The 17,057-nt window shown below is 58.4% G+C and carries 15 protein-coding genes; 12 read left to right on the top strand and 3 right to left on the bottom strand.

Annotation, left to right across the window (positions count from 1 at the left end; translation table 11 throughout):
* The first annotated feature begins 30 nt into the window (after positions 1-30).
* Positions 31-972, top strand: coding sequence for an ornithine cyclodeaminase family protein (locus R6Y96_RS08390; protein WP_318620848.1), 942 nt, complete (start codon positions 31-33; stop codon positions 970-972).
* A gap of 33 nt (positions 973-1,005) precedes the next feature.
* On the opposite strand, the gene tes is transcribed toward R6Y96_RS08390, so the two are convergent.
* Positions 1,006-2,478 carry a tetraether lipid synthase Tes gene (gene tes / locus R6Y96_RS08385; RefSeq protein WP_318620846.1) on the bottom strand — a complete coding sequence of 491 codons (1,473 nt, stop codon included), beginning with the start codon at positions 2,476-2,478 and terminating at the stop codon, positions 1,006-1,008.
* A 144-nt stretch (positions 2,479-2,622) separates the two neighbouring features.
* Between tes and R6Y96_RS08380 the strand changes: the two genes are divergently transcribed.
* The 7 genes from R6Y96_RS08380 (at position 2,623) to R6Y96_RS08350 (ending at position 8,790) form a co-directional block, all read left to right on the top strand.
* Complete coding sequence (locus tag R6Y96_RS08380) at positions 2,623-3,123, top strand: CDP-2,3-bis-(O-geranylgeranyl)-sn-glycerol synthase (protein WP_318622510.1); 501 nt, start codon at positions 2,623-2,625, stop codon at positions 3,121-3,123.
* Positions 3,117-3,629 carry an orotate phosphoribosyltransferase gene (gene pyrE, locus R6Y96_RS08375; RefSeq protein ID WP_318620845.1) on the top strand — a complete coding sequence of 171 codons (513 nt, stop codon included), beginning with the start codon at positions 3,117-3,119 and terminating at the stop codon, positions 3,627-3,629. The genes R6Y96_RS08380 and pyrE overlap by 7 nt, the downstream gene beginning before the upstream one ends.
* 32 nt (positions 3,630-3,661) lie before the next feature.
* A complete protein-coding gene (gene purD / locus R6Y96_RS08370; RefSeq protein WP_318622509.1) occupies positions 3,662-4,948 on the top strand; it encodes a phosphoribosylamine--glycine ligase in 1,287 nt (428 codons plus the stop codon).
* Complete coding sequence (gene argF, locus R6Y96_RS08365; protein WP_318620844.1) at positions 4,945-5,874, top strand: ornithine carbamoyltransferase; 930 nt, start codon at positions 4,945-4,947, stop codon at positions 5,872-5,874. The genes purD and argF overlap by 4 nt, the downstream gene beginning before the upstream one ends.
* A gap of 544 nt (positions 5,875-6,418) precedes the next feature.
* A complete protein-coding gene (locus R6Y96_RS08360) occupies positions 6,419-7,915 on the top strand; it encodes a methanogenesis marker 14 protein (RefSeq protein ID WP_318620843.1) in 1,497 nt (498 codons plus the stop codon).
* Positions 7,916-7,932: 17 nt separating this feature from the next.
* On the top strand, positions 7,933-8,181 hold the full coding sequence (locus tag R6Y96_RS08355) for a hypothetical protein (RefSeq protein ID WP_214023342.1): 249 nt from the start codon (positions 7,933-7,935) through the stop codon (positions 8,179-8,181).
* Between the two features lie 204 nt (positions 8,182-8,385).
* Entirely contained in the window at positions 8,386-8,790 is a 405-nt protein-coding gene (locus R6Y96_RS08350) for a pyridoxamine 5'-phosphate oxidase family protein (protein ID WP_318620842.1), read from the top strand.
* A 10-nt stretch (positions 8,791-8,800) separates the two neighbouring features.
* Here R6Y96_RS08350 and R6Y96_RS08345 read toward each other — a convergent pair whose 3' ends face one another.
* Positions 8,801-9,988, bottom strand: coding sequence for an argininosuccinate synthase (locus R6Y96_RS08345; RefSeq protein WP_318620841.1), 1,188 nt, complete (start codon positions 9,986-9,988; stop codon positions 8,801-8,803).
* 328 nt (positions 9,989-10,316) lie between these two features.
* Between R6Y96_RS08345 and R6Y96_RS08340 the strand changes: the two genes are divergently transcribed.
* The 3 genes from R6Y96_RS08340 (at position 10,317) to R6Y96_RS08330 (ending at position 13,601) form a co-directional block, all read left to right on the top strand.
* Positions 10,317-11,576 carry a quaternary amine ABC transporter ATP-binding protein gene (locus R6Y96_RS08340; protein WP_318620840.1) on the top strand — a complete coding sequence of 420 codons (1,260 nt, stop codon included), beginning with the start codon at positions 10,317-10,319 and terminating at the stop codon, positions 11,574-11,576.
* Positions 11,563-12,399: an ABC transporter permease gene (locus R6Y96_RS08335; protein ID WP_318620838.1), complete on the top strand. Its 837-nt coding sequence runs from the start codon at positions 11,563-11,565 to the stop codon at positions 12,397-12,399. The genes R6Y96_RS08340 and R6Y96_RS08335 overlap by 14 nt, the downstream gene beginning before the upstream one ends.
* A 332-nt stretch (positions 12,400-12,731) precedes the next feature.
* The gene (locus tag R6Y96_RS08330; protein WP_318620836.1) at positions 12,732-13,601 is read left to right on the top strand and encodes a glycine betaine ABC transporter substrate-binding protein; all 870 of its coding nucleotides are present in this window, start codon (positions 12,732-12,734) and stop codon (positions 13,599-13,601) included.
* Positions 13,602-13,869: 268 nt separating this feature from the next.
* Here the strand turns inward: R6Y96_RS08330 and R6Y96_RS08325 are convergent, their stop codons facing one another.
* A complete protein-coding gene (locus R6Y96_RS08325; protein ID WP_318620834.1) occupies positions 13,870-14,424 on the bottom strand; it encodes a TATA-box-binding protein in 555 nt (184 codons plus the stop codon).
* 921 nt (positions 14,425-15,345) lie between these two features.
* Between R6Y96_RS08325 and R6Y96_RS08320 the strand changes: the two genes are divergently transcribed.
* Positions 15,346-17,043, top strand: coding sequence for an AMP-binding protein (locus R6Y96_RS08320; protein ID WP_318620833.1), 1,698 nt, complete (start codon positions 15,346-15,348; stop codon positions 17,041-17,043).
* The last annotated feature ends 14 nt before the right edge of the window (positions 17,044-17,057 follow it).

Below are 17,057 nucleotides of genomic sequence, written 5' to 3'. Positions count from 1 at the left end.
ATCCGGTCGGCAGCACGGGGTGATCACCCCGTGAAGTATTACCCTGTTCATTCCGGCTACCCGTCGTATGCCAGGGTGAACCGTGTGATCGAGTCGGCCTTTGCCGAGCACGGCAGGGGCAACGTCCAGATGCCCCCGAAGGTCTACGTGACGTTCGGGAAGACCGGGGACTTCAGGACTATGCCGGCCTACCTACCCGCGGCCGGGATAGCCGGGGTGAAGATAGTCAACGTCCACCCCAACAACAGGGCGCACGGGCTTCCAACGGTCATGGCGCTGACGGTGATCATCGACGTGGATACCGGGCTCCCGACAGCTCTCATAAACGCCACCGACCTGACCGCGCTTCGAACCGGGGCGGCAGGTGCTGTGGCTGCAAGACACCTCTCCCCCCGGCGGTCCTCCATCAGCCTGGGGCTCATAGGTGCCGGACGGCAGGCGGCGGCGCAGGTTGAGGCGATGGCCGCCGCCTTCACGCTCGACGAGGTGAGGGTCTGGAGCCGGAACGAGAAGACTGCAGCGGCGCTTGCGGCGCGATATGCCGACTACAACGCCCGCCCGGTCTCGATCGAACGCGCCTGCGACTCTGACGTCCTCGCCGCGACAACGCCCTCCAGAGAACCTCTGGTTATGGCCGGGTGGGTCCACGAAGGGACGCACATCAACGCTATCGGTGCAGATGCCCCGGGGAAACAGGAACTTGACCCCGCGATCCTCCTCCGGGCCGAGGTCTTTGTCGACGACCGGGAACAGGCGATCCACTCCGGGGAGGTCAACGTCCCGGTCAGAACCGGGTTCTACGACCCGGCCATGATCGCGGGAACCCTGGGCGAGGTGGTCATCGGAAAGAAGGGGAGGTCGTCCCCGGACGCGATCACCGTCTTTGACTCAACCGGGCTTGCCATACAGGATCTCGCCATCGCATCGCTTGTCCTGGAGGATGGGGAAGGCTGCGAACTGCCGTTCCCCTGATCCTTGAGTCCTTCCTGCGGGGGTGGGCTTCCCTCACTCATCTTCATGGGGCTGCTGCGCAAACTTCTTCCAGATCTGCTCGCGGTGGACCGGGCCGCTGTTGTATGTGCAGAATGGGATCAGGCGGCCGTCAGGGGTAGCGTAGTGGATGCAGCACCGCTCCACCCTGGAGAGGTCGTAGTTGTATCTGTCCATGAAGTGCATCATGCCGATGAAGAGGGCGTTCCAGTGGAAGTCACGCAGCGCCTCGAAGTTCTGCAGCACAAGCGCCTTCGTTATAAGTTTCATCAACTCCCCGGTGTTCTTGTGTTCCGCCTTCCTGGTGGATGTGTAGATGTCTTTGACCCCCTCAACAAGGGTCACGTACCTGTTGAGCGACCCGCCCTTCGCAAGCCTTGTCGCCATCTTCTCGACCGACTCAAAGAAAGCGTCAACATCCACCATCCTGTTGATCGGGATCATACCTTCATCGGTGACAAAGACGTATGTCGCCGCGCCGCAGTGCTGGTGGGTGGTGAACCTGATCTGGGGTTTGCCGGTGTACGCCTCGACGAGATCGGAGATTGGAACGACGCAGGGCACGGGGTAGAAGTAGTCTTTCTTGATGATACCGTCTGTCTGCTCCTCGATCCGCTCCGCAAGTTCCGGGATGGTGATCCGCTCCTTCCTGACATCATCCTCGCTTGCGGCGCCGGTGAACGCCACAGGCTGGAAGTTGACGCCGCGGATGGTCTCGAAATGTTCTGCGGCGTATTTGATTATGGCGCCAACCTCGTGATCGTTCCTGCCTTTTATGACTGTCGGCACCAGCACAACACCCATCCCGATCTTCTCACAGTTCTCGATCGCACGCAGATCGCTCCCAAGTTTGGAGTTCGTCTCGCGGGTTACGCCGTCGAAATGGAGGTAGACCGTTGAGAGCCCCGCATCTTTCAGCTCCTGGATGTAATCAGCGTCCCCTGCCAGTCGAATCCCGTTTGTGGCGACCTGCACCTGGGAGATCCCGAGATCTTTTGCAACGCGGATGATCTCTGGCAGGTCGTCCCGCAGCGTCGGTTCCCCGCCGGAAAACTGGACGGCAGGCGCCGGAACGGGTTTTTCCTCACGCAGCAGCCGCAGCATCCCTACGACCTGCTCGAAGGTCGGTTCGTAGACGAATCCACACGCTCTGGCGTTTGCAAAGCAGAAATCGCAGTTCAGGTTGCACCGGTTCGTCAGATCGATGTTTGCAAGCAGGGTTGTTGACCGGTGGTTTGCACAGATCCCGCAATCATTCGGGCACCCTGCTGCGGAGGGAGTCTTCTGCGGGTTTGAGACGCCGTTCCCGATACGTTCGTAAGCATCGAACCGCCGGTACATCTCCGCGTCCGACCAGTAGAGACCCCTGTATAAACCGTGTTCAGGGCAGGTGCGGACCAGCCAGATCTGCCCCTCCTCTTCGACGACATCGGCGTCAAGCACACGGCCGCATGTCGGGCAGAGGCTTTTTGTCTTCTTCACAAGCATTCTCTCACCGTGCCCACAGTTTTTTATTCGTATCTCATACTTCGACACTTTAATCTTTATATTTACTGATTGTACAGCACATTGACATCCATCGCCCCTGATATCGGCTACTGGATATTCTCTGCGGTTGCGGCGCTCTGGATCATGCTGCCGGCATACCTGCCCAACTCGGCGGCCGCGGTCTTCGGCGGCGGGACGCCAATCGACCTCGGCAGGATGTTCTCTGACGGGAGAAGGATCTTTGGCGACGGGAAGACCTACCGCGGGTTCTTCGGCGGCGTCCTCTCGGGTGTGCTGGTGGGTCTGGTCGAGATCCTGGCAGCCTCCGCGTTCGGCCTCGATATGCTCCCCCGACATACGATCCTCTCGGTCATCCTGCTTGCGACCGGCGCACTCCTCGGGGATCTCATCAAGAGTTTCTTCAAGCGTAGGCTTGGAAAAGAGCGGGGTGAATCCTGGATTATTGCCGACCAGTACGACCTTGTTATAGGGTCGCTGCTCCTCGTCCTCCTGGTATACCCGGAGTGGCTGGTGGAGAATATCACGCTGCCGATCCTGGTCTGGATAATCATACTGACACCGCTCCTCCACCGTGTGGTGAACATTATAGGGTATTACATCGGAGTTAAGGAGGTACCATGGTGAACCGGATCGCAAGACTGCTGCTTGAGAGCGGTGCAATAGAGTATGGAGACTTTCTCCTGGCCTCGGGTGCCAGGAGTTCCTACTACATCGATATCAAGGTCGCAACCACGAACCCCGCCATCCTTGCGGAGATAGGGAAGGCCATCGCCGAAGGCCGGGAGTTCGACGTTGTTGCCGGGGTGGCGGTCGGCGGTGTTCCGATCGCCGTCGCAGTCTCGCTTGCAAGCGGCCGGCCTTACGCGATAATCCGGAGAGAGGCAAAGGATCACGGAAAGTCAGGCAGGATCATCGGCGAGGTGAACGGGAAGGACGTGCTGCTGGTCGAGGATGTGACAACCTCTGGTGGGAGCGCCATTTACGGCATCGAGGCGCTCCGGGCCGCAGGTGCGCACGTTGACCGCGTGGTGACCGTCGTCGACCGGGAGGCGGGCGCTCGCGAGGCGCTCGCGGAGAAAGGGGTCTCTCTCCAGGCTCTTGTGCGGGTCAGCGACCTGCTGGATGGATAAAGCATTTTTAAGTGCGGGTGAATATGAAGGATATGAAACTGCTCGTTGTAGGTGGTGGTGGCAGGGAGCATGCGATCACCAGGGCGCTTTCCTGCAACAGTGATGTGAGCATCTTCTCTGTTATGGCAAGCAAGAACCCGGGGATTGCCAGGCTTGCAGAGGGGGTGCTCCTTGAGAAAGAGACGAATATTCAGAGGATCCTGCCGTTTGCCACCACCTGCGGGGTCGATGCCGCGATAATCGGCCCGGAAGCGCCCCTTGAAGCGGGGATCGTCGATTACCTCGAGTCTGCCGGGATACCCTGTGTGGGTCCTACCCGTGCTGCCGCAAGGATCGAGACGGACAAGGCGTTCTGCCGCCGGTTGATGGAGCGCTACAGGATCGAGGGCTGCCCGGAGTACCGGGTTTGCCACGACCCCGAGGAGGCGCGCCGTTTCATCGAGTCTTACGGTGGCGACCTTGCCATCAAGCCCATCGGGCTCACGGGGGGGAAAGGTGTCAGGATCATGGGCGAGCATCTCGATCGGCAGGGGGCGATCGATTACGTCCGGCATCTTGGAGGAAACGCCGTCCTGGAGGAGCGGCTTATCGGCGAGGAGTTCACCCTCCAGGCGTTCGTCGACGGCGAGCATCTGGTGCCGATGCCGCTTGTCCAGGATCATAAACGGGCATACGAGGGTGATCTCGGGCCAAACACCGGCGGTATGGGGTCATACTCACTCCCGGACCACATGCTTCCGTTTGTCACGCAGCCGGATTACGAGAAGGCTCTCCGGATCATGCAGGATACGGTCGTGGCGATGCGTGCCGAAGGGACACCATACCGCGGGATCCTGTATGGTCAGTTCATGAACACCGCTGACGGCCCGAAGGTCATCGAGTTCAACGCAAGGTTTGGGGATCCTGAAGCGATGAACGTCCTCTCCATACTGGAGTCGGACTTTACGGAGATAGTCCACCGGATCATCGATGGCGACCTCTCACCATCGGACGTCTCGTTTGCAAACGAGGCGACGGTCTGCAAGTATGTTGTTCCGGAGGGGTATCCCGAGGCGCCGAAGGTGGGCGAACCGATCGTTCTCGGTGATTATGGCGACGCCCTCCTCTACTACGCAAACGTCGAGGAGAGGGGCGGTAGACTCTATACCAGGACATCCAGGGCGCTTGCGTTTGTCGGGGTGGGCGAGACGCTGGAAGAGGCTGAGTCGATAGCGGAGAGGGCAGCATCATCCGTCTCGGGCCGCGTCTTCCACCGCAGGGATATCGGCACCAGGGAGAGCCTGGAGAAGCGGTGCCGCCGTATGAGGGAGATTGCATGAAGAAGGATTTTCTATCGATCCTCGATGTGGAGAGCGACGAACTCGAGGGCATCATCGCCGACGCCATGCGCCTCAAAAGGCTGAAGTCGGACGGGGTTGCGCACGAATACCTGAAGGGGAAGAACCTCGGGATGATCTTTGAGAAGGCGTCCACCCGCACACGGGTCTCGTTTGAGGCAGGGATGTCCGACCTCGGCGGGCATGCGCTCTTTCTTAACCCGCAGGACATGCAGGTTGGCCGGGGTGAGGAGATCCGGGACACGGCGCGGGTGCTCTCCCGCTACCTTGACGCGGTGATGATCCGTGCCTACTCTCATGCCACAATCGAGGAGTTCGCCCGCCACGCAACCATCCCGGTCATAAACGGCCTATCCGACCGGCTGCACCCATGCCAGGTTCTCGCTGACATCATGACCCTCCGCGAACGGTTCGGCGATCTTCGCGGCCTCAAACTCGCCTGGATAGGTGATGGGAACAACGTCTGCAACTCCTGGATCCTCTCCACACCTCTGACAGGGATGGAGGTTGTGGTTGCATGCCCGCCGCGCTACCGCCCCGAGGAGGGGGTTGTTGAGCGGGCGAGGGCGGCAGGCGGCCGTGTCACCATGGTCACCGAGCCGGAGGAGGCGGTTTGCGACGCAGACGTCCTCTACACCGATATATGGGTCTCGATGGGGAACGAGGAGGAGCGCGCCGAGCGGCTGCAGGCGTTCCAGGGCTACACGATCGACTCCCGGCTCCTGGATCTGGCGGTGCCCGGGGCTCCTGTTATGCACTGTCTCCCCGCTCACCGGGGGGAGGAGATCACCGATGACGTCCTGGAAGGCCCCCAGAGCATTGTCTGGGACCAGGCCGAGAACCGGCTCCACGCTCAGAAGGCGCTGCTTGTCTGGCTGATCAGGGGCGGGATGCCGCCGAAGGAGTGAGGAACCGTTCTACTCGTGGGCTTGGTGAGACCGTCTCTTCGCGGTCTCACCCGGGATCCTCCATGATCCTGTTTTCGCCCCCGCACATGGCCACCGGGACAACCGCTTCAAACTGCCCGCCCCCTCGGAAGGGGGCGGGCGGAGGCGCGGAACGCGCCGGGAGGTGGTGGTGTTCCAGCGAAAACCGTTCAATCGGAGATGCATGATACTGGGGGAGGGGGATGTTCCATCCCCTCCACCGGCGAGCCCCACCTCAGATTGGCGATTCCCCATCGATACGGTACCAGAAGAGCAAGCATATCTCCAGGTTCTGGTGAAACTCATCGAAAGGTGTTTCATCACACACTCTCATGGCACGGCCACCGGGACGGATTGCCCCCGCACTTGCCTGCCCAGGGGAGGAGGCGGGGCTGGTCAGGCCGCAAAAGACGTCTAAGCGCGTTGGTGGTTTTTTGGGGCATCAAACCATGAGCGAATTGGTTTGCCCGGCTCCATACAGTCAGATGGAAAGATATATGCAGGCAGGCGGAAAAAAACGATTACTATGTGTGCCCGCTTTCTGGAGCGCTTTTTCAAACCAAAGCCGCATATCGTCCAGAGCCCGCCACCGCCGTCGATCATGCACGGAGCGGGTGCGGGCGTTCCCGAATATCGTGTGAAGCCTTACTTCATCGTGGCATCCGTTGAGATGGGCAACACCACAACAAAATGTATCCTTACCGGCACAAACCTGGAGACCGGCAGGACGTATATCATAAACAAGACTGTGACGATGAGCCGGGATGTCCGGCCGCCAAAACCGGGTGAGACCATATTCGGGGAGACCCTGGACGGCACGAAACTGACGCGAGAGTCGGTTACGGACCTGGTGCGCGACACCCTCATCCAGAGCCACAAAGAGGCGCGCCTGAGCATCAAAGACGACCTGGACTTTGTTGTCCGGAGCACCGGGGTTGTGGCGGCGATGGACTCCCCTGACCAGGTCGGCGACTTTGTCATTGCCCTTGCAAACGGCTGCCTGGTAGCAGGCGTCCCACCCAGAAAGATGACACCGCCGATGTCGATCGAGAACCTGCCCCCAAAACTCCGGAAATACTCGTTTGCCGACCGCGTGGTCTTTGTCGGTGCGGTGGCCGGCGTCCTGCCGCCGATGGGGTCTACCGGTGTGGAGATGGTGGCAAACGAGATGGAGGGTGAGCTTGCGATGGCGGGCATCAAGGAAGGCGCCAAGTGGACGCCGGTTGATTTCCGGAACCCCTGTATATCCATCGATTTCGGAACGACGCTCGATGGCCGGATCACAAGCGATGTCGCCCGGGATGACCCGAACCCCTTTGCCAGGACAATTGGAAACTTCTGCGGTCTTGCTGGAGCGGTGCCGGATGCAATCGTCCGGGGCACCGGGCTTGTAGAGAGCCGGACGGGAACGGCCCTTGACATATTCGGTGAGCACCCTGTTACGGGGTCATTTGGCGGCAGGAAGCGCCCCATCGTCGATGACTACGTCGACCGCTGCCACGAGCATATCGATATCCGGGTCGTCCCCCCTGACCGGAGAAGGTTTGGCCGGGTCCCGGTATGTGCCGATATCGCCGATAAGTCCGGCGTGGCCCTCATAGGCTGTGATGTTGGCGAAAACGGCAGTGAGGTCCCGGCGCTCGAGGAGATCGGGCGCGAGATCCACGAGAACTACGGTCTGGGGGTTCTGAACGAGGTGATCGACCGCGTCTGCGCCAGGATGGCGCTCCGTCTGGTCGACGTCGCGGTCGATCGGGGGCTGGTCCCGCCGAACTCATCGATCGGGTTCACCGGGCGGGCAGCGATCTCGGGGCAGAAACCCGAGTACATCCTGGAGGGCATAACGGAGCGTGGACTCTATGAGAACCCGATCGACCACGTGGTCTTCGTCGACGACGGTCTTGCCAGGGGGGCGGCACTGATGGCGCGGTGCATGAACTCGCTCGGAAAACCAAAGGAACCGCTTGGCGGGGTGCGAGGAGGGCCATGTATTATGGCCCGCCGGATAAAAATAGGGAAGTAGAAGGATCTGGTGAACCAATGACTGAGGAAGAGCAACAGGAACAACTCTATGATCTGCTGGTTCCGCCGGGCGTGCCCCGGAAGATGATCTACGATGTTGTTGAGAAGTTCGATGTTGAGGTTGTCCAGCGGCAGGAGAGACTGGCGTTTGCAAACATGGAAGGTGACGCACGCGACCTGCTCGCGTTCCGCGGCAGGAAAGAGGTTGTGGAGGAGGTCCAGGACTACCTCCTTGCGCGACTAAGAGAGTTCGTCGGGGAGCAGTAGTTCTTTTGAGCCGATACTCCTATGGACCACCGTGGGATCTGATCTCTCGGTGATGAATGGGTGGAGGGACTTCCCCGGGCAAACATCTTTTCGTCATCACCCCTGCCTCTCGCCGTATTGGTTATATACTTGTAGCACGGATAACCTGTCTGCCTGACGGGTGGCCCGCGCCGTTTCTCGTGTCAGGCAGGAGGTGGAACCCGTATGGTTGCGCTCTCAGGTGAGATTAAGGAGTTATTCAACAGAACGAAAGTTATGCCGCTTGCCACCGCCTCAAAGAGCGGCGTTCCCAACGTGGCGCCGGTGGCATCGATGCGGCTCGCCGCCGACGACACCATCTGGATCATGGACAACTACATGCAAAAGACACTCAAGAACCTCCAGGAGAACCCGGTTGCCGCCCTCTCCTTCCATGACCCGGAGACAAAACGCTGCTTCCAGGTCAAGGGCAGCACAGAGATCAGGACATCAGGTCCCGATTACGAGAAGTTCCGGGACTGGATGAGATCAAAGAGTGATAAATACCCGGCAAAATCGCTCATCATCATGAAGATCACCGACGTGTTTGAGTGCACGCCAGGAAAAGACGCGGGGAAGAAGGTGCTGTAGGCACCCTCCTTCATCGCTTCTCCAGGTTTTTGAGGAGGCGTGCCTGCAAACCGAAGTAGTTAGAGAAACCGACGGCGTGTTTCTGGTCAAGCATCATCGAGTCAAAGGATACAAGGTCGCTGGAGTAGAGCGCCGCCTCCGACCTCCGGCCAAGCACCGTGGCGCTGCCTTTGTAGAGCCCAATCTCCACCGTGCCGTTGACCCGTTCCTGGGTGGTGTCGATGAACGTCGTCAGCGCGTGGAAGAGCGGTTCGTGCACAACCCCCATGTAGGCGAGTTCTGACCACTTCTCGTCGACGATCCGCTTGAACGCTATCTCTGAACGGGTCAGCACAAGGTGCTCGAGGTCAGTGTGTGCGGTGAGGAGGACGGTTGCGGCCGGGTGCTCGTAGACCTCACGGGCCTTCAGCCCCAGGATCCGGTCCTCGATCATGTCGTTGCGGCCGACACCGTTCCTTCCTGCGATCCGGTTCAGTTCCCTGACCAGGTCGAGGCCCGCAAGCCTCTCCCCGTTGAGGGCGACCGGGACACCCCGCTCAAACTCTATGCTGATCTCCTCCACCACGTCTGGAGCATCTTTGGGGGATACCGTCCAGGCGTAGATATCCTCCGGCGGGTGGAAGGCCGTGTCCTCCAGTTTACCGCCCTCGATGCTCCTGCTCCAGCAGTTCTCATCGATGCTGTACGGTTTTTCCTTCACCGCAGAGACAGGGATGTTGTGCTCCTGAGCGTAGGCGATCTCCCACTCCCGCGTCAGGTTCATCTCCCGCATCGGCGCGATGATATCGTAGCCCGCTGTCCTGAAGATGAAGTCAAACCGGAGCTGGTCGTTTCCTTTCCCGGTGCAGCCGTGCGCGACCTTTGATGCCCCCTCCCTCTTGGCGATCTTTACAACCTCTGTGGCGATCAGCGGTCTGGCGAGCGCCGTGCCCATGGGGTAGCCCTCGTATGAGCCGTTTGCCCTGATCGAGGGGAAGATGCAGTCCGATACAAACTTCTCCTTTGCATCGATGGTGTAGTGTTTATCCGCAAGCATCCGCCCTTTCTCCGTTGCCCGGGCGATCTCCTCAGGGGGCTGGCCGACATCGACTGCAACGGTGATGATCTCGTCAAACCCGTAATGTTCGCGAAGCAGGGGGATACAGATGGAGGTGTCAAGACCCCCTGAAAACGCCAGAACGACTTTTCCCTTCTCCATGGTGGTGGTCTCCGTCTTATAGACTCTGTGGATTGATCTACATGGATATGAGTTCTCAGCCAATAAAAGAAGCGGTATGACCCGAGGCGCAGCGGCCTGTTGTTTTGCCGGGTGCGGGCATTTGCGGCCAGATGCTTTGGAGCGGCGGATCCTGGAAGTATGAGCAGTATGGGCTGAGTAACCGGTAAAACGTCAGTAAATTCTCAGATAAAGATTAGTAATCTCTGCTGGAGGTGAAAGCGCCATGGAGCGGCCTGAAAATTAAAAGTCAAGAGTAAAATGGAGATTTTTTAGAACCCGAAATTATAAACCTGATGAAATAGAAATCGTGAGCCAGGAGGAGTCCATCATTGTAGAGCAGGTAACTGAAGAAGAGACAGCACCCGTGGAACCGATAATCCGCGTCAGGAACCTGACCCGGGTGTTCGGGGATGAGCCAGAAAAGGCCATAGAACTTTATCGTGCGGGCCGCTCAAAACAGGAGATATTTGAAGAGACCGGTTCCACGGTGGCCCTCATCGATATATCGTTTGAAGTTGCCCGGGCTGAGATATTTGTCCTGATGGGGCTTTCGGGGAGCGGGAAATCGACGCTCCTGCGGTGCATCAACCGGATCATCGAGCCCACGTCGGGCGAGGTATGGATCGACGGCAAAGAGATCGTCCGCATGGGCGAGGAGGAACTCCGGGAGATCAGGAGACGCAAACTGGGCATGATATTCCAGAACTTCGCGCTCCTGCCGCACCGGACGGTTCTTGAGAACATCGCCTTTGGTCTCGAGATTCAGGGCGTTCCCCTGGAGGAACGGCACAGAAAGGCCAGAGAGATGCTCCAGCTGGTGGGGCTTGGCGGCTACGAGGACAGCATGCCTGATGAACTATCTGGAGGGATGAAACAGCGGGTCGGGCTTGCCCGTGCGCTCACAAGCGATCCGGATATCCTCCTGATGGATGAGGCTTTCAGCGCGCTCGACCCCCTGATACGCCGGGAGATGCAGGACGAACTCTTGGATCTTCATCAGCGGCTCGGAAAGACGATCATCTTTGTCACCCACGATCTAGACGAAGCCCTGAAACTGGGTGACCGGATAGCGCTGATGAAGGATGGTGTGATCGTGCAGATCGGCACTCCGGAGGAGATCCTGACCAGCCCCGAGAACGAGTATGTGGAGAGGTTTGTCGCGGATGTTGACCTGACCAGGGTTCTTACGGCAGGCGACGTGATGCGCCGGGCCGAACCCGTTGCCCAGTGGACGGCGGGGCCGCGGGTTGCCCTCCACCTGATGGAGGAGCACGATATATCCTGCATCTTTGTTGTCAGCCGTCAGCGGCAGCTCCGCGGCAGGGTGACACTTGACGATGCCGTTGAGGCTGTCAGGAAGGGAAAACGACTCGATGATATCCTCATCATAGATGTTCCGAAGGTGACTCCCACCACATCTCTGAGCGATATCATTTCACTTGTCGTTAAGAACCCATACCCTGTTGCGGTGGTGGACGATGCCGGCAGGCTGTTGGGCAGCGTATCGCGCGGCGCCGTACTTGCCGCCCTGGCACGAAAGGGGGAGGATACGAATGCAACTGCCTAAACTGCCCGTGGGCTACGGAGTCGAGGTGCTGGTGGACTGGATAGAGCACTACTTAGGCTGGCTGCTTGATGCCATCAGCGCGGCGCTTGGGTTCCTGATCGGGGGGTTCCAGGATCTGCTGCTTGCCATACCGATACCCCTCCTGATACTCATTGCGGCCGTGGTGGTCTGGTTTGTCACCCGGCGCGACATAAAACTGGCGGCAGTCACCGCAATCGGGCTTATCCTGATCTGGGATCTCAACCTCTGGAGCCTCTCCATGCTGACGCTGGCGCTTGTTCTGGTCTCGACGATAGTCGCGCTGGCGCTATCGATCCCTCTCGGGATCGTGGCTGCGAGGAGCGATACCATGAACTCCATGCTAAGGCCGATCCTTGACTTCATGCAGACCATGCCCTCGTTTGTCTACCTCATTCCAGCCGTGATCTTCTTTGGTCTTGGAAACGTGCCGGGCGCCATCGCGACGGTTGTGTTCGCTATGCCACCGGCCCTGCGTCTCACCAATCTCGGGATCAGGCAGGTTCCGACCGAGTTGATCGAGGTTGCGGATGCTTTTGGATCCACGCCCTGGCAGAAACTCCTCAAGGTGCAGATCCCTGTTGCGCTTCCAACAATCATGGCAGGGGTTAACCAGTGTATCATGCTTGCTCTCTCAATGACCGTCATCGCATCGATGATCGGTGCCGGGGGTCTTGGCTACCAGGTGCTTGTGGGGATCCAGCGGGTGGATATCGGTACGGGGTTCGAAGCGGGGCTCGCCATCGTGATCATCGCGATCATCCTCGACCGGATCACCCAGAACCTGGTGCCACAATATGGTTAGAGGGTGTGAGCAGGTCTCGAAAAGCCCATTTTACCCCGCATTTTCTCTTCTCTTGCTGAGATCCTGGCGATTCCGGGATGACGCTTCGGTGTGCGCCCCAGGAGCGGTTCCAGGGGTGCACACCACTTAAAACCGGGTTTCAGAGACGCTCCGTTCTTAAAAAGGAGCCAGTAAAACTTAAATAAGGTGCTCTTCATAATTTGAAGCGGTCAAATACTGGCCGTTTTCCTGTGGGGTGCAAAAGCGCCAGGAGAGATCCGGAAACCCCACACAACCCGGATCTATGATGCATACCGCCGTGTTGTGCGGCAAAAAACTGGAGGGTGAATTATATGGTTCGAAAGATTGGAAGCCTGCTTGCACTGGTGGGCGTTATTCTGGTGCTCTGCCTTGTATCTGCCGGCTGCACCGGAACGGAGGAGCCTAAAAAGACTATTCGCATCGGTTACGTCACCTGGGACTGTGCCATCGCGAGCAGCAACGTGATGAAACAGGTCTTTGAGGAGGCTGGCTACGATGTTGAGATGATCGCTGTCGACGCGGGCCCGCTCTACCAGGGGCTTGCCAGCGGTAAAATAGATTTCACGACGACCGGATGGCTCCCTCACACCCACGAGCACTACTGGGAGCAGTACGGCGACCAGATCGATTACGTCAATGAAAACATCCCCGGTGCGGCACGTATTGGACTTGTCGTCCCGACTTACGTGACCATCGACTCGATCGAGGAGATGAACGACGTCGCCGATAAGTTCGACGGTAGGATAGTCGGCATCGAGCCCGGTGCGGGCATCATGACCCGGACCGAGCAGGCCCTCGAGGAGTATGACCTCAACTACGAACTGGTCGCAAGCAGCAGTGCCAGCATGGCCGCGGCGCTGGGTTCCGCCATCAACAGTGAGGAGTGGGTGGTGGTGACCGGGTGGTCGCCGCACTGGAAGTTCGGTCGCTGGGACCTCAAGTTCCTTGACGACCCGAAAGGTGTCTATGGCAGTGCCGAGGATATTGTGACCCTGGCGCGCAAGGATCTGAAGACCGACGACCCTGAGGCTTATGCCATCCTCCAGCGGTTCCGCTGGACCAGCGAGGATATCGCCTCGGTCATGACCGATATCGCGGACGGCATGCCTGAAGAGGAGGCCGCAAAGAAATGGGTCGAGAACAACCGCGATACGGTCGATCTCTGGCTCGGGAAAGCATAATTCCCTCTATTTTTGTATGAAAATGGCTCTCTAGATATTTTCATCTGGTATGCATGTGGCCTTGTGGGCATCATGTAGTTTTTCCAGCGGTTCGAGAGCACTCACAGAATATCTGATCTGAACCCTCAAGACCGTGATCACCTGGAAGAACCGCGGGCGGCGGTTCTTGATATGGCAGGCGGTGGGTCGCGGGGGGTTGTGGATGGTCAACTACCCACCCCTAAAGGGGTGAGCTTCCTGCATGTTTGATCGGTGAGTCAAAACCCTCTCAGAGGATAGTCTCGAGCCGCTGCTCGAGGAAATCGAGCCCTCTCTTGACATCCTCGATCCTCTTTCCGCCGGTCAGGATGATCTTCCCGGAACTGAAGAGAAGGGCAACGATCTTCGGGTCATCGATGCGGTATACAAGTCCAGGGAACTGTTCGGGTTCATACTCGATGTTCTCAAGGTTCAGTGTGATGACCACCTTGTTTAAGTTGATGTACTTGCCCATATCGTAAGAGCAGACTATGTTCGTGACGGCGACCTGAGGTTCGCTGTAGGTGTCGACACCAGCATCACGGAGCGAACGCATGATGATTTCAAGGCCGTCCTGAAGGTCTTCCGGTCTCCTGATTCCTGTGAGAACCACTTTACCAGAGGAGAAGATCAGGGATGCGATCTTTGGCTTCTCGATGCGGTAGACAGCTCCTGGGAACCGCTTGGTGTTCAGCTCGCAGTTTTTTATCTTCCCGGATACGCTTTCAAGGTCGATAGCATCTGCGATCACACCGGAGGCGACAATGTTCTCAATTTTTAGTGACTCGTATCCCTTCTCATCCATCGATATTAGTATCATTTTTTATACCATAATAGTAATGTGTGGCTGCTCCCAAACGGGAGGGCATCAGACCGGTATACCTTCAGGTTGTGCCCTGGTTCTTTTTGCAAGACGCCATTCCGGAGAGGGGTGTTCTTCGTTGGTTTCCCGTTAGATCCGCAGAAGTTTCATCTGCGTCCCGAACGCCGCATTCATTGGAATCGCCACACACTACTGCCTATCCATCGAAAGAGCGCGGCTGGTCGACGAAAGAGTTCACGGGGTGTATTCGGGTGTGTCAAAAGTTCACTTGCTTGATGGTTGCTGTCCATACTCTGAAGCGGCGCGGCCCTCTGCATCTTTTCATAGCAGGTCTTTATGGCAATTGCGGGACTCAGCAAACCACTTCGTTCATGGCTTGGTGCCCTCGAACCACCACCGCGTTAAACATCTTTTGCGGCCGACCACCGCCAGCGCCCCTTTCCCCTGTCTCATGCGTTTCACCGCGACACCGTTTTTACCTCTGGAAACACCCCCGCCCCCTGCGTGGGGGCGGGCAGTGCATGGCTATTGACCCGATGGCCGTGTCAGGGGACGGGAAACAGGATTTCGGGGAAGTCTCTCACCGGGAACCGGCTGAGGGGATGCTCTCCCCGAACACCATATCGATAGGGAATCGCCACCCCGGGTGGGGGCTCGCCGTGGGATGGGGGATGGGACGCTCCCTCCCCTCTCCTGACATGCTCCCGGAGGCCACATGAAAACGGCGCGAGCAGTCTCATAAAAACCCAGGCCACCACCCCGGCTCCGGATAGGAGTTGGTGCGTGGCAATGCAACCACCCCCGGAATCCATCCCAGCCTGGAAGTATTGGTTTGATGGCCTCGGTGTTTTCATTTAGTGAATCCTTTAAACCATAAACGTGCAACCTCTAAGGGATCGCGTTATGGCTGATGTAGAGCAAAACCGACCCTCCTACGAAGAACTCTGTGCCAATTTCAGGATAGATGTCCCTGAATACTATAACTTTGGGTTTGATGTGGTCGACGCCTGGGCAAAGAATGACCGGAACAAACTGGCAATGATCTGGGTTGACCAGAAAGGAAACGAGAAGAAATACACTTTTTTTGACATGATGCGCCTCTCGAACCAGGCCGTCAACATCTGCCTGAAATACGGGATCAAGAAAGGCGATCGTGTGATGCTGATGCTCCCCCGGGTCCCAGAATGGTGGATATTTGTCATAGCCCTCATAAAACTCGGAGCGGTCTACTGCCCCGCAACGACGATGCTGACCCCAAAGGACCTGAAATACCGTATACAGGCTGCCGGGATCAAGATGGTCATAACCATGGCCGAGCACGCAGAGAAGGTCGAGGAGATCCGTGACGAGTGCCCCTCGCTCGAGGCGATGCTAATGATCGACGGCAAACGGGATGGCTGGGTCAGCTACCCTGTCGAGCTCGACTACCCCGCCCCATGCTCCTACAAACTGGTGAACCTGCCCGGAATGCACCGGACGAAATCGACCGACCCTCTCCTGATCTTCTTCACCTCCGGCACCACCGGCGAACCGAAGATGGTGCTCCATGACCACTCCTACCCCCTCGGGCACATCGTCACGGCGCAGTTGTGGCACGACCTGCACCCGAACGACCTCCACCTGACACTCTCCGATACCGGCTGGGGGAAGAGCGCCTGGGGAAAACTCTTCGGCCAGTGGATCGTTGGTGCCTGCATATTTGTATATGATATCCGCGGGAAGTTCAACCCCACCGAGATCCTGCCGCTCCTGGAGAAGTATGGCGTGACGACGTTCTGCTGCCCCCCGACCATCTACAGGATGCTGATCCTGGCCGACCTCGACAAGTTCGATCTCGCCGAGTTGCGCCACTGCTGCAGCGCTGGCGAGGCGCTCAATCCCGAGGTTATCAGGGCCTGGGAGGAAGGAACGGGCAAGACGATCTACGAAGGCTACGGCCAGACCGAGACTGTGCTCTGTATAGGGACGCTTCCCGGCATGAAGGTCAAACCCGGTTCGATGGGGAGGCCCATGCCCGGATGGCATATCGAACTCCACGACGACGAGGGCAGACCGGTCGGTCCCATGGAGGAGGGGCGGATAGCGATCAGGCTCAACCCCCGGCCCGTGGGGCTCTTCCGCGGTTACCTGGACGCCAGCGAGGAGGAGAACCGCAGGGCGTTCCAGAACGGGTTCTACTACACCGGCGACAAAGCACGGATGGACGAGGACGGCTACTTCTGGTTCATCGGGCGTGATGATGACGTCATCAAGTCGTCAGGATACCGGATCGGGCCGTTTGAGGTTGAGAGCGCCCTTATGGAGCACCCCGCGGTCCAGGAGGCGGCGGTTGTCGGGTCGCCCGACGTGATCCGGGGGATGGTCGTGAAGGCCTTCATCGTCTTGAAACCCGGCTACAAGCCCTCGGAGGCGCTGGTGAAGGACATCCAGCGCTACGTCAAACGGGTGACGGCGCCCTACAAGTATCCCCGCAGGGTCGAGTTTGTGGAGTCGCTCCCGAAGACGATCTCCGGCAAGATCAGGCGGCACGAACTGCGTGAACTCGAGATGAAGCGGTTCATGGAGAACAACTCCCGGAACTCCTCTGCCAGAGAGGAGTGATTACATTTATTTTC

It is taken from the genome of Methanoculleus receptaculi, from assembly GCF_033472595.1.
Taxonomy (GTDB): domain Archaea; phylum Halobacteriota; class Methanomicrobia; order Methanomicrobiales; family Methanoculleaceae; genus Methanoculleus; species Methanoculleus receptaculi.
This window is presented reverse-complemented; position numbering and strand designations above follow the sequence as displayed.

Excerpts from the sequence above, each read along its gene's own strand:
- R6Y96_RS08325 (WP_318620834.1), bottom strand. The coding sequence starts at position 14,424 with ATGGATGAGAAGGGATACGAGTCACTAAAAATTGAGAACATTGTCGCC.
- R6Y96_RS08345 (WP_318620841.1), bottom strand. The coding sequence starts at position 9,988 with ATGGAGAAGGGAAAAGTCGTTCTGGCGTTTTCAGGGGGTCTTGACACC.
- R6Y96_RS08320 (WP_318620833.1), top strand. The coding sequence starts at position 15,346 with ATGGCTGATGTAGAGCAAAACCGACCCTCCTACGAAGAACTCTGTGCC.
- argF (WP_318620844.1), top strand. The coding sequence starts at position 4,945 with ATGAAGAAGGATTTTCTATCGATCCTCGATGTGGAGAGCGACGAACTC.
- R6Y96_RS08380 (WP_318622510.1), top strand. The coding sequence starts at position 2,623 with ATGCTGCCGGCATACCTGCCCAACTCGGCGGCCGCGGTCTTCGGCGGC.
- tes (WP_318620846.1), bottom strand. The coding sequence starts at position 2,478 with ATGCTTGTGAAGAAGACAAAAAGCCTCTGCCCGACATGCGGCCGTGTG.
- R6Y96_RS08335 (WP_318620838.1), top strand. The coding sequence starts at position 11,563 with ATGCAACTGCCTAAACTGCCCGTGGGCTACGGAGTCGAGGTGCTGGTG.
- purD (WP_318622509.1), top strand. The coding sequence starts at position 3,662 with ATGAAACTGCTCGTTGTAGGTGGTGGTGGCAGGGAGCATGCGATCACC.
- R6Y96_RS08360 (WP_318620843.1), top strand. The coding sequence starts at position 6,419 with ATGTGTGCCCGCTTTCTGGAGCGCTTTTTCAAACCAAAGCCGCATATC.
- R6Y96_RS08350 (WP_318620842.1), top strand. The coding sequence starts at position 8,386 with ATGGTTGCGCTCTCAGGTGAGATTAAGGAGTTATTCAACAGAACGAAA.
- pyrE (WP_318620845.1), top strand. The coding sequence starts at position 3,117 with ATGGTGAACCGGATCGCAAGACTGCTGCTTGAGAGCGGTGCAATAGAG.
- R6Y96_RS08330 (WP_318620836.1), top strand. The coding sequence starts at position 12,732 with ATGGTTCGAAAGATTGGAAGCCTGCTTGCACTGGTGGGCGTTATTCTG.
- R6Y96_RS08355 (WP_214023342.1), top strand. The coding sequence starts at position 7,933 with ATGACTGAGGAAGAGCAACAGGAACAACTCTATGATCTGCTGGTTCCG.